Source organism: Teredinibacter waterburyi (assembly GCF_001922985.1).
Taxonomy (GTDB): domain Bacteria; phylum Pseudomonadota; class Gammaproteobacteria; order Pseudomonadales; family Cellvibrionaceae; genus Teredinibacter; species Teredinibacter waterburyi.
In genome coordinates, this window is sequence record NZ_MRUH01000007.1 from 147,332 (window position 1) to 160,338 (window position 13,007).

The 13,007-nt window shown below is 46.2% G+C and carries 8 protein-coding genes; 5 read left to right on the plus strand and 3 right to left on the minus strand.

Annotated features, from left to right (window positions below; translation table 11 throughout):
- Window position 1: 1 nt before the first annotated feature.
- Window positions 2–1,459 (minus strand): Si-specific NAD(P)(+) transhydrogenase, encoded by a 1,458-nt coding sequence (sthA, locus tag IDZ20_RS00675; protein WP_188149496.1) that lies wholly within the window; start codon window positions 1,457–1,459, stop codon window positions 2–4.
- Between the two features lie 308 nt (window positions 1,460–1,767).
- Here sthA and IDZ20_RS00680 point away from each other — a divergent pair, with 308 nt between their 5' ends.
- From IDZ20_RS00680 to IDZ20_RS00695, 4 genes are all read left to right on the plus strand, one after another.
- Window positions 1,768–3,585, plus strand: a complete 1,818-nt coding sequence (locus IDZ20_RS00680) for an ABC transporter transmembrane domain-containing protein (protein WP_188149497.1) — start codon at window positions 1,768–1,770, stop codon at window positions 3,583–3,585.
- Between the two features lie 231 nt (window positions 3,586–3,816).
- A complete protein-coding gene (locus tag IDZ20_RS00685) occupies window positions 3,817–5,847 on the plus strand; it encodes a TonB-dependent receptor plug domain-containing protein (RefSeq protein ID WP_188149498.1) in 2,031 nt (676 codons plus the stop codon).
- Window positions 5,848–5,972: 125 nt separating this feature from the next.
- Entirely contained in the window at window positions 5,973–6,611 is a 639-nt protein-coding gene (trhA, locus tag IDZ20_RS00690; RefSeq protein ID WP_188149499.1) for a PAQR family membrane homeostasis protein TrhA, read from the plus strand.
- Window positions 6,612–6,869: 258 nt separating this feature from the next.
- Window positions 6,870–8,876, plus strand: a complete 2,007-nt coding sequence (locus tag IDZ20_RS00695; protein ID WP_223144880.1) for an EAL domain-containing protein — start codon at window positions 6,870–6,872, stop codon at window positions 8,874–8,876.
- 5 nt (window positions 8,877–8,881) lie between these two features.
- Here IDZ20_RS00695 and IDZ20_RS00700 read toward each other — a convergent pair whose 3' ends face one another.
- Together IDZ20_RS00700 and IDZ20_RS00705 are read right to left on the minus strand one after the other, a co-directional pair.
- The gene (locus IDZ20_RS00700; RefSeq protein ID WP_188149501.1) at window positions 8,882–9,331 is read right to left on the minus strand and encodes a hypothetical protein; all 450 of its coding nucleotides are present in this window, start codon (window positions 9,329–9,331) and stop codon (window positions 8,882–8,884) included.
- A complete protein-coding gene (locus IDZ20_RS00705; protein ID WP_188149502.1) occupies window positions 9,331–10,521 on the minus strand; it encodes a hypothetical protein in 1,191 nt (396 codons plus the stop codon). Before IDZ20_RS00705 ends, IDZ20_RS00700 begins: the two co-directional genes overlap by 1 nt.
- Before the next feature lie 475 nt (window positions 10,522–10,996).
- Between IDZ20_RS00705 and IDZ20_RS00710 the strand changes: the two genes are divergently transcribed.
- Window positions 10,997–12,946: an endo-1,4-beta-xylanase gene (locus tag IDZ20_RS00710; RefSeq protein ID WP_188149503.1), complete on the plus strand. Its 1,950-nt coding sequence runs from the start codon at window positions 10,997–10,999 to the stop codon at window positions 12,944–12,946.
- The last annotated feature ends 61 nt before the right edge of the window (window positions 12,947–13,007 follow it).

A 13,007-nucleotide genomic window follows, 5' to 3' on the forward strand; every position in this document is an offset into this window, starting at 1 on the left:
TCTAGCTGTCACTGTATTCTTTCAGCGCATCATTGCTAATAGGTACAACGTTAGGGGGAATCGCTTTGCGGTAAGGCTTCATCTTATTCCAGGCGTTGAGAGCGGCCACTTTATAGGCTTCAGCCAGAGTAGGGTAATTGAATGCAGAGTCGACAAAGTAATCTAAGGTTCCACCCAAAGTTATAACCGCTTGGCCGATATGAATAAGCTCAGTTGCCCCTTCCCCCATCACATGTACGCCAAGCAAACGAAAATCATCCACCGCAAACAGCATTTTCAGCATGCCCTGTTGTAAGCCGAGAATTTGACCGCGCGCGACTTCGCGAAATCGCACCACGCCGGTTTCGTAGGCGATGCCTTGCTGAGTTAATTCCTGCTCGGTTGCGCCGACCATGCTAATCTCGGGTACAGAATAGATGCCGTAAGGGAAGTACTCGAGCTTATTGCGAAATTCATGATTAAACATATGGCAGGCGGAAAGTCGGCCCTGCACCATTGAAGTTGCTGCCAAGCTGGGAAACCCGATAACGTCGCCGGCGGCATAGATATGCGGCACTTGGGTTTGAAAAAATTCGTTTACCGTTAAACGGCCGCGCGAATCTGCCGCCAAACCTGCGGCCGGCAAGTTTAATGAGTCTGTCGATCCGGCACGGCCGGCGGCGAACAGCAACATGTCGGTTTGAATTTTTTTACCGCTGTTGAGGGTGGTAATAACTCTATTGTCAGCATCGGTCTCGATTGTTTTTACCGTTTCTTCGAGGCGTAAAACGACACCTTGGTCGCGCATTTGGTGTTGAAATTCATCGATGATTTCACTGTCGAGAAAGCTTAGTACCCGTGCGCGCTCTTCTACCAAGGTCACCTTTACGTCGAGCGCTGCGAAAATTGTAGCGTACTCAATGCCAATAACCCCTCCGCCAATAACGGTTAACGAGCGCGGCATTTTGTTGAAGCTTAAAATCTCGTCGCTGTCGAGAACGGTGCTGCCGTTAAAGGGAACTTCGCTTGGGCGATAAGGGCGTGTGCCCACGGCAACCAAAATATTGTGGGCCTTAATGTGTTCTAATTCGCCACCGTTAGTCTTTATCGCCAAGGTGTTCTTATCGACAAAGGATGCCGCACCGCCGATCACTTCTACGCCGTTTCGACAAAGTTGATCGCTCATCACTTCGACTTGATGGCTGAGGGTTAGCTTTACTCGCTCGAGAACGTCGTCAGGAGTAATCTTGGTGCGCTCGCGATGATTCATTCCGTAAAAACCGCGCTGGCGCCAGCCGCTTAAATAGAGCACCGCTTCGCGTACAGTCTTACTAGGGATGGTGCCGGTGTGAACTGAAACACCGCCGACGCGGGTGTTTTTCTCAACTATGGCCGCGCGCTTGCCAAGCTTACAGGCTTGAATAGCGGCTCGTTGGCCAGCCGGCCCACTGCCAATTACTACAAGATCAAATTCTTTCATGAAGATTTAATTGCCCAAATTATTTACAAGATCATTAGCTTTGCTCAAGCAAGGTGCATACCACTACTGTAAGGTGTTTAAAGCCCGACAAAATGAGCGAAAAATGAGCGAATAGATCGAGAAGGATAGAGATGTAGCGAATGTAATTTCAGAAGAATACAGCGCTGCGCGCGATAATGGTTCACCTATGTCTGTTATGGTGCGATTTTCAGTGCTCAAATGAGGCCCTAGGTATAACTAGTATGGCCAGAGTTTAACCGCGGTATCATCAGTAGATACCTTACTAAATAGCATGGAACCCACCAATTATGACCGAAGCAAAAGTACGGAAGGATACCGCGACCGAGCAGACCGGAGCCGAGCATAAGAAAGAAAAACGTGAAAAAGCTATTCCAACGTTGATTCCCATATTCCGCTTTGTAAAACCCTACAAAATAACTGCATTGGCCGCTGTTGCGGCTTTAGTCTTTGTAGCGGCAATTAGCTTATCGATTGGTCAGGCGGTAAAGCTGGTCATCGATGAAGGGTTTGTCGCCCAGTCGGAAGCACAGTTGGCTGCGGCGCTAGGCATTGTGTCCGTATTGATTTTTGCTATGGCCTGCGGAACCTTTATGCGTTTCTATCTGATGAGCTGGCTCGGGGAGAAAGTCAGCGCCGATATTCGGGAAGCTGTGTTTAATCGGTTGTTAAGTTTGCATCCAAGTTACTTTGAAGAAAATGTTAGCGGCGAAATTATGAGCCGATTAACAACCGACACGACCCTTTTGCAATCTATTGTGGGATCGTCATTTTCATTGGCGCTGCGCAGCTCACTTACTTTAGTGGGCGGCTTAATTATGCTTTTTATTACCAATGTAAAACTAAGTTTAATCGTCTTGAGCGGAATTCCGTTTGTGCTTTTGCCGATGTTGCTGTTTGGCCGCAAGGTACGAAGTTTATCGCGTAAAAGTCAGGATAGCGTTGCCGGTGTTGGTACCTATGCCGGAGAAATTATTAACAACATAAAAGTCGTGCAAAGCTATACCCGAGAGCAGGAGGAGCGCTTAGCCTTTGCGAAAGAGGTAAATACCGCATTTGAAATAGCCAAAAAGCGTATTCTTCAGCGCGCAAGCTTAATTGCTGCGGTAATAATTTTAGTTTTCATTGCTATTACAATGATGCTGTGGGTAGGTGGTACAGATGTGTTGCGCGGCAATATAACGGCGGGCGAGCTAGGTGCGTTTGTGTTCTACGCAATTATGGTTGCGACATCATTAGGCACTCTTTCGGAAGTCTATGGCGAGGTGCAGCGTGCGGCCGGAGCAGCGGAGCGGCTTCTTGAGTTACTGGGTGTTAGTGCAGAAATTGAAACGCCGAAAAATTTCACTAGTCCAAACTTAACCGATGCTGAATACGCGCTGGAATTTGTCAACGCGAGTTTTTCTTATCCATCCCGTCGAGATCGCTTCGCATTAAAAAATATTAACCTGCGAGTAAAACCCGGCGAAACCATTGCGTTGGTTGGGCCTTCTGGCGCGGGGAAGACAACAGTGTTTGAATTGTTAGAACGGTTTTACGACCCAACGACAGGCCAGGTAAATCTATTTGGTAGCCCGCTCCACAGTTTGCAATTACAGGAAGCGCGCCAGCATGTTGGCTTAGTGCCGCAGCAGCCCGTGTTGTTTAGTGCCGATGTTGCCCATAATATTCGTTACGGTAAGACAGATGCGAGCGACAGTGAAGTAACCGCGGCAGCGATTAAAGCACATGCTCATGATTTTATCGAGCAGTTGCCAGAGGGCTACCAGAGCTATCTTGGCGAGAAGGGCGTACGGTTATCTGGCGGGCAAAAACAACGTATTGCAATCGCCCGTGCCATACTAAAAGATCCAGCAATTCTTTTGCTTGACGAAGCGACCAGCGCGCTAGATGCTGAGAGTGAACAGCATGTGCAAGCAGCATTGATAGAATTGATGCGGCAACGCACCACCTTAATTATTGCGCACCGTTTGGCGACCGTAATGCACGCCGATAGAATTATTGTTTTGGATGATGGTGTAATCGTCGCAGAGGGAACTCACGCCGAACTGCTACGAAGCTCGCCGTTGTACCTGCGCTTATGTGAACTACAGTTTAATCAAAAATAAATGTCCGTAAAAATAGGGATAAAAAGCGACAGTAGTGGCGCACAAAGTAATAAATCTGGCGATAACCCGCAAAAGTGATATAGGTTTTCACGCGGACATTGACGTAAGTCGAAACAATTACAAAACGACTTCGAGTATTATGGGGGAGGCGAGATTTAGCAAAGTTCTGGCAGTCTGAAATGGGTGGCGCCGATATGGCTTTACCACCGCACAGGAAGGTAAAGGTTCGATATGGTAATTGGACGATCACTTGTAGGTGCGTTAGCCATCTATTGGGCTCTCGCGGTGCCAGCTTTTGGCGCGCAACCTAGACAAAATGATATTTTTAAGATGTCTCTTGAAGAGCTACTGACTGTAAAGGTCAGTGGAGCAACGCTATCCGAGGCGTCAATGGAGCAGGTGCCGAGCTCTGTAACTGTTTTTACGCGACAGCAGCTCGATACTATGGCGGTTGATTCGCTTGCAGAGTTGATGAATTTTGTTCCTGGCTTTCAATCATATCGCTCATCGTCCACTCCTATTGATTACCCATTTTCGGCGCGCGGACGTCGTATCGGCATCGCCAGTGCCGAGGTGCTGGTATTGGTTGACGGCCAGCGTTTAAACGACGCGCGCACTAGCGGTAGCTCAACGGCCTTCCCCCAATTCAACCTTAGCCAAATTGAGCGTGTAGAATTTATTCGTGGCCCGGGTTCAGCGTTATATGGTTCGAACGCGCTAATGGGCGTGATAAATATTGTGACCTTGCGCAATACCAACAGCTTAGAAGTGATTGCAGGTGATAACGGCACTCTGGGTACTGAGCTTGCGCTTAATTATAGCCGTTCAGATTTGAGTGTGGATTTTCTGGCGAATCTTAAGCGAGATGACGGTGATAGTTTCGATGTTTCGGATCGCGGTCAAGAGCGTATTACCGACCCGCACAATCAGCACGGCGCAAATCTAAAAGTAACATGGCGGGATACATCTTTGACGTTACAGCAGCAGCAATACCACGGCGAAAATTTTATAAGCTTTACTGGCGCGGGCCAAGACGTAAATTATTCTACTGCTAAAACTACATCGGCTGCAGCAATCCAAAATTTTAGTTGGTTCGATATAAATTCAACGCTTAGATTGAGTTATAGCTGGTCTGAAATTGAAGTAGTTAGTCAAGCTACGGGTGCGGGTGTCCTTGCCTCAATAAGTTCCCCTGCTAGCAACGAACCGCTAATTACCAAAACCAGCGCCAAAGGTTTTAATGAGCTTCGCGTTAATCAAGCTAACGATTGGCGAATTTCTAATCGTACAGAATTGCAGTTTGGTTGGGAATATCGCAAGCTCGATGTGCCCAGCTATAGCACCGCATACAACTACAATTTGAATGCGTTTTTAACATCTGAGTTTCCGATTGAGTGGTATGGACCTAACTTTGCGGCTAGTCGAGTAACCCAGTTCGGTTCGAGGCGAGATATTGTTGGTGCCTATACCCAGCTGCGAGCAGAAGTGTTGGGTGATGGTGAATTAACACTCGGCCTTCGGCACGATAGCTATTCCGGAATTGGTTCTAAAATTAGCCCGCGTGTCGGCTTGGTAAAGCCTATAAATAAATCGCAAACATTAAAGCTATTATATGGTGAGGCGTTCCGCGCACCGTCGGAAGAGGAATTAAATTTAGCGCCTAGCTCAAGTATTTCGGGTAATTCAAATTTAGCCGCGGAGACGGTCAAAACCTTAGAATTGATTTGGTTAGGGCGTTGGCGTCAAACTCAGGTGTCTGCATCGGGCTATATCAATAAATTTGATAAATCTATTGGTTTAGCTGTCGTGTCTGACGCTGCTGTAACCTTTATTAATTCGCCTAATCGGGAGCAAAGCAAAGGTGTCGAGCTAGAGTTTTCTCACGAGGTTGGGATGCGATTAATGTTGAATGTAGCATTAACGCGTCAGTATGAGACGCTTAGCACTACTTATAGAGAAGCGAGTAATACTGCGTCCGCGTCGCTTAATTATCAGCACCAAGATTGGAATGGGAACGTCGGCATAACCTACCGCGGAAAGAGTGACATGCTCTTGCCGGATAATAGTCTACGTGAATTAGGCGCTAGTTCTAATGTATTTGCTAAAGTTCAATATCGACCAACTACTAATTGGCAAATCTATTTGAAGGGTAAAAATATTCTCAATAATAAAATTGAAACCCCTCCTAACGGCGCGTTTTTAACTTATCCGGTTCCCAGTCGCGGACGAGAGCTTGTTATTGGAGTAGCTTGGCAGTTTTAGAAGCCACTAAAAACCCAAGGTTATTAAGCGTTAAATTGGCGATTGCTAAGTGTTAGAGCTGTCATACACCTTACTGTATAGTAGTTTTATCCTGACTTTTGCTTTGCAATCGAGCGCCAATATTTATGACAGTTACGAGTTACAGTTCGCGAGAAGAATTTCTACATGCACTTAGCCACGGAGCAGGGGTTGTTTTTAGTGTTATTGGTACGTTGGTTTTGCTTCAGCGTGCGCTGGCCTATGGTGATAGTTGGCATTTAGTAAGCGCTTTGGTATATGGCATTAGTTTGATACTGCTCTACCTTAGTTCAACGCTTTATCACGCTAGTCGGCAAGGCACCAAGAAGCTTTACCTGCGCAAGTTAGATCACGCCATAATCTATGTGATGATTGCGGGGAGCTATACGCCGCTCACCTTGGTTAGCCTTCGCCACAATTATGGCTGGGCTATTTTTGCGGTGATATGGAGTTTAGCGCTCACTGGTCTTTACGTGGAGATATTCGCTAAAAAGAGTTATCGTAAAACCGCAATTGCACTGTATTTAATTATGGGCTGGTTGATTATTATTGCGGCAAGGCCACTAGCCGCAATAATTCCCGATGGTGGGTTGGGTCTTTTATTTGCCGGCGGTCTTTGCTACACGCTGGGTGTAGTATTTTATATTCGTAAGAAGATGCCCTATCACCATGTTATTTGGCACATATTCGTGCTCGCTGGCAGTGCATTTCATTATTTCGCCTTTCTGTTTTATGTGTACCCCTAAAAGTTTTCTTATGATTTTTTGATCTCGACTAGATAACCACAGATTGCCGATCAACCAATGCCGTATCTAAGTCGGTTTAAGCTACACTTAGGTGTGTTGGTGCGGAAGCTTGGGGCGAATTGCCTTTGCGTCAGAAAACTGGCGCAACGCGGCTTCTCTATGCGTTGGTAGAAGGTCGAGTCAATGTTTTACAGTATTCGGTCAAAATTGTTCGCAATTACTATTTTGTCCATCTCAGTATGCGCCTGTTTAGTTTTTTTGTTTTCTGTAAATGAGCATCGCGCGCTCTATCGTAAAGCGGTTGAGCAAAACCTAGAAGCGATTTCTTCAAATATGGGGGATGATCTTCTACAGATTATGTCGCTCGAAAACGACGAGTTTTTGATAACGACAAAACTGTTAAGTTTTGATCGCTTTAAGCATATTAAATTTGCGACTGTATTTAATTATCGGTGGGAAATTGTATCTCAATATGTTCACCCTTCGTATCTTGAGAGCGCTAATTTTTCTCCCGAATTAACATCCATACACCCTTCTGAATTACCTCTATCTATCTCTATAACTGACGCAGGTTTAACCGGCGTTACACGTATAGGAGACCCTCAAGAAACCGTAGGCTATCTATTGGTTGTACAAGATTACAATCAGCCTTTGTATGAAAGCCGAAATATATTTTTCGGCAATGTATTCCCTTACGTTTTAGTTACCCTGTTGCTCGCTAATTTGGCGGTATGGGTGATGTATTTTAGATTGCTCGCGCCGTTGTCTCAGCTGGCAATATTTACACGAAAAGTTGAGAGAACACACGATTATGATTTGCGTGTAGAGTGGTCTGGTAGGGACGAGGTGTCGCGTGTTGGGCATGGTATCAATAGCATGCTTGGTGCGATTCAAACCCAGATAAGAACAAATAATGTTCAGCATCAGAAGTTGCTGGAGCAGCAAAATTCTATAACCTATATGGCTAAGTATGATTTGCTCACGGGTTTGCCGAATCGCTCCCATTTTATGAACTTGCTGCGAGAAGAGCTTGTTGCTCGACGCGAGAGCAATACCGATCTGGCTATTATATTTTTTGATGTAGATGGTTTGAAGGGCGTTAACGATACCTTTGGGCACGATGCTGGAGATCAGCTATTAATTGGCGTAGCCAAGGTGGTTGAGTCGTGTCTCAGTGGGCGGGATATATTGGGGCGTCTTGGTGGCGATGAGTTCTTAATTATGATTCGCGATTTTTGCGATAGAGAAACCGCTGTTACCGTCGCGAAAAATATGATCAATAAAATGAGGACGGATTTAAAAATTGGCGACTGGGAAGTTAGGTCGGGTATCAGTATTGGAATTGCGATGGCGAGTGACGCTGGATTTGATATCACTAAGATTATCGCGAATGCCGACGTCGCAATGTACCTATCAAAAGAAAACGGAAAAAGTACCTATACGGAATTTCGCGACGATATGCTTGAGCAGGTTCATAGGCGCGTCAAGATAGCTAGGGCGATAGACCAAGCTATAACACGCGATGAATTTTTTTTGCAATATCAGTTGAAGATTTCAGCCTCTGGTGAGGTTAATGGTGCCGAGGCCCTGTTAAGGTGGAATAGCGCAGAATTTGGATTTGTGCCTCCGGATGAGTTTATTCCAATTGCTGAACAAAGCGGAAAGATAGAAATTATAACGATATGGGTAGTTGAGCAGGTATTTAAAGATCTTTCAAAACTGAAAGATATTTTAGGTGGTGGTGGTGTGGTGTCGCTTAATGTGTCGAGTTATGACTTGCGTAATCAAAATTTAATTACACAGATTAAAAGACTTGTTGAACAGTATGGTGTTGATATTGGCATGTTGCAGTTTGAAATAACAGAATCTAGTTATTTGCAAAATTTTGATCGAGCAAATGAATTTTTTACTGAGATTCATAATCTCGGTGGTTCTATCGCTTTAGATGACTTTGGTACAGGTTATTCCTCTCTGAGTTACTTGACTCGGATCCAAATAGATACAATAAAAATTGACCGAATGTTTATATCCAGTTTAGCCAACTCCACTAGAGATTCCGCTATTCTACAGACTATCTTGGAGTTGGCGCGTCGACTTGGTCTTAAAACCTGTAGCGAAGGCGTGGAAATAAATGCTGAAGTTAAGTACTTGCGGGACTTTGGCTGTGATCAAATGCAAGGCTACCTATTTGCTAGGCCTTTGGTTTTGGATGAATTACCGAAAGCTAAGGTTCTCGCTGAAAAAATATATCGCGAAATTGAATAATTGCTTTATGGGTAAATAATCGCGACCGAATCGGGTAGAGGGTAGCCCGCGGGTAGATAAGCAACGGTGTTTTCATTAGTACTAACGTAGTTAATAATTTCTTCAAAGGTGTCCAGTTCTAATGGCGGTTTACTGCGGCCAGTGAATTTTAATTGTGCCCAGTAAGACTGAACTCGGGCCTCGGTAAGCCCGAGTATTCGCGTGTTAAATGAAATTCGCAGTGGCGCGCCAGCGGGTAGATTTACGGCATGGATTGAACGACTAAGTGTTCCGCCCATGTAAATAGGGCGAAGGTCGCGCATGCTTAGTTCGACGGTGTTTTCGGTTAGGTTGGCGACGACAATGAAGTCTCTACCGTCTAGATTAAGGCTGATGAGTGGTGCAGCAATAATTAAATATTTAATGCAGTGCTTAATTGCTCGGTGGATTTTTTTTACTAGAGTGGTGTGTCCCATTAGAAATTCCACTCCGCGCCAAGTAAATACAGATTCGCTTTGCGGTCGAAATCGTCGGCGGGAAGGGTATAGAAAGAATTTGATCCGGCTTTGCCCTTAAGAATGCTCCACTCTGCTTTTAACGCAAGGCTGGCGCTCACATCCCATCGACATCCTAGGGTGATACTTTGTAGATCATCACGTAGCATTGTTGCGAAAATACCCGTGTATTGTTGGTTCAAAGCATCTAATGCTGGTGCTACCCCAAGCGGAATTTCCTGTTCTGGTGATGATATTTTTGGACGGCTATTGGCAAAAGTTAAATGTAGTGTGGCTGGTGTAAAGTTATAGCCCGCCGAGAGATAACCGCTTTCGAGGCCGGGAATCATCGTCATTTCTGGCGTAATGTCTACCCATTCTGCACGCACAAAGTAGCTGAGGTTGTCGTAGACAATTCCGAGTTGATTAACATCTACAGCGCCCTCTGTATTTAAGCTAGCTGCACTTTCGCTGAAGCCGTATTGACTTAGTATTCCTGCGAACTGGTCTAGGCTGGGGATTTTTAAATCTACTTCGCCGCGATAGCGTGATGCGCGAAATTCGAAATTACGGTAGTTGATTCGGCCGATGGCACCAGCCAATTGGCTTACAGAATATTCTATGTCGCCGAAGCCGTCGTCGTAGGCGCCGTCGTAGCGTCCTCCCCAAAGTTCTAGCGACGCATCAAAGCCTTTGCCTGCATACCCCCAAGTAAGGTTGATGCCGTCATAGGTATCGAACAAATAGCCGTTATAAACCTGCTGTGGTGGTGCTACCCAAGGGTAGGCAAAACCGATGTCTCTAACTTCGCTAAGGGTAAAGAATGGGGTGCGGAGTTGCCCTGCTTTTATGGTGAGTTGGTCGAGTGGACGCCAGGTCACATATAGCCATTCGATGCCGCTGTCTTTATTGTCGTCGGCGTGGCCAATCAATTGCGCGGTTAGAGATATTTCAGGGTTAATATCGGCATCTACTTGCAGCCCGATTAGGCTTGAGGGTTGGATGCTCCAGCCGTCGTCATAACCTTTGAATTCTGCCGCTTTAGTATCTAGGTGGCCGCCGACTAGGCGAGCAAACCCCGAGAGTTTTACGTCTTCAAGTGCACTGGTGTACGAGCTTAATAGCGCGAGTATAATTGGCGCGTGAGATAGCTTTCGAATCCGATGTGCCACAATTGCTCCAAAGTTAAACCATCCAGTCTGAAGCATAGTGAAGTATCAGAGGCTTGCAACCGAGTGCTAGAAGTATTGGCGCGTACGAAATCGAACACAAGTGATTCGATGTCGCTTGAATTGAGCGCTCGGTGGCGGAATATCTATTGCGTTTTGCGCCCCTTGTGAATCCATCACTTACTTCAGGTTTTTTGTGTAGCGGCGTAGTGGAATTGGGTGCGCAGGGTTTAGTCGTAACGGGACAATATTGTGGCTTATCTAATGGGGAAGCCGTCATGGCGCCTTATAAATGAAGAGGCGAAAATAGATGCCGTAATGGTCGAGCCAGTTCAAAAATTCAGCTGAATCACTTATATTTATATGGACAATAAGTCTGCTGATCTCTATTGTCGCAGGGGTTTTATTTCGACGTGGCTAACGATTAATACTTTAGTTGTACGTAGTCGCTTTTTCTTTAATAAAAACGGGGCTAATAATGAATAATATCCCATTTAGTAAATTTCTACGGCTAAGTTTCGCGGTGGCATTTTTGTCGCCACTCTTTTTTGTCGCGCAGGCGCAAGCTCAGAGCGCTTGCCAATGTAATTGGTACGGTGCTACATATCCTATGTGCCAAAACCAAACAACCGGTTGGGGTTGGGAAAGCAGCGCTAGCTGTATAGGCAGCCAAACTTGTAGCAGCCAAGGTGGTGGTGGTGGTCCAATAGGTGACTGTAGCGGAAGCTCTAGCAGCTCATCGAGCTCGTCTAGTAGTAGCTCGTCGTCAAGCACTAGTTCGTCATCTACCTCATCTAGTAGTGCATCTTCAACAACCAGCTCCTCATCTACCTCCTCTAGCTCTACCAGCGGTGGCACTTGTACTGAGAGCTGTAAGTGGTATCAAGATGATCCACGCCCACTTTGTCAGAACCAAAGCTCCGGCTGGGGTTATGAGAATGGTCAAAGCTGTATTGGTCGCACCACATGCGAAAGCCAAAGCGGTAATGGCGGTGTTGTAAGCAGTTGTAGCGGTTCTAGCAGTAGCTCTTCTTCAAGTAGTTCATCTTCTTCTAGCAGTTCATCGTCGAGCAGCAGCTCTTCGTCTTCTTCTAGCAGTAGCTCTTCCTCGTCGTCTAGCAGCTCATCTTCTAGTTCTAGCGGTGGTAGCAATAGCATTACTGTTCGTATGAGCGGCACCGTTGGTGAAGAAAATGTAAGCCTTCAAATTGCGGGTCAGACCATTCAGAGCTGGACCTTAACTACCAGCATGATGAACTACACCGTAAACACCAATTCAACTGGCGAACTTCGCGTTGCCTTTACCAATGATTCTGGCGACCTTGATGTGCAAGTGGACTACGTGATTGTTAACGGCGTAACCTATCAAGCGGAAGATCAGCAAGACAACACAGGCGCCTACGATGGTGAATGTGGCGGTGGCTCCTACTCCGAAATGCTGCATTGCGATGGTTCTATCGGCTTTGGTAATCCATTTACCGGTAGCAGTTCATCGTCGTCTAGTTCCAGTAGCTCAAGCTCTAGCAGTTCTTCATCTTCAAGTTCTAGCAGTTCGTCTTCAGGCGGCAGCCGTAACTACCCACCTTTCTTCGTGGGTAACATCACCACTAACGGCAGCGTTCGATCCGATTTCTCGCAATACTGGGATCAGATCACGCCAGAAAACGAAGGTAAGTGGGGCTCTGTAGAAGGTACTCGCGATCAGTATAACTGGGGGCCTCTAGACGCTATATACGATTACGCTCGCGCGAACGGTATTCCAGTAAAAGCCCACACCATGGTTTGGGGCAGTCAGCAGCCAGGTTGGATCGGCGGTTTAAGTGCCTCTGAGCAAGCGGCCGAAATCGAAGAGTGGATTCGCGATTACTGTGAGCGTTATCCCGATACTCAGATGATGGATGTGGTGAACGAGGCTGTTTCTGGTCACGCACCTGCGGCTTATGCACAGAGTGCGTTTGGTAATGACTGGATCATCAAGTCATTCCAGTTGGCTCGACAGTACTGTCCGAACACTATCCTTATCTACAACGACTATAACTTCATGACTTGGAACACCAATGAAATTATGGACTTGATTCGTCCAGCCGTTCAGGCGGGTGTAGTTGATGCACTTGGTCTACAGGCACACAGCTTGTACGATCCACAGAATTGGACTGCACAACAAATTCAGGACAAGTTAGACCTGATTTCTACCTTAGGCGTGCCGTTGTATATTTCTGAGTACGACATCGAAGCCACTAACGACCAAACTCAGTTAGAGTACATGCAGCGACACTTCCCACTGTTCTATGATCACCCGAATGTGTACGGTATTACGCTTTGGGGTTACGTAGTGGGCTCTACTTGGCGTGATGGCACCGGCCTTATCCAAAGCAACGGCCAGAAGCGCCCAGCAATGGATTGGTTGATGAACTACCTCGGTAGATAATATTGACTAAAGCCGTGCGGTAGAAATACTGGTACGGTTAGGCTCAAAAAAAGGCCCCCCC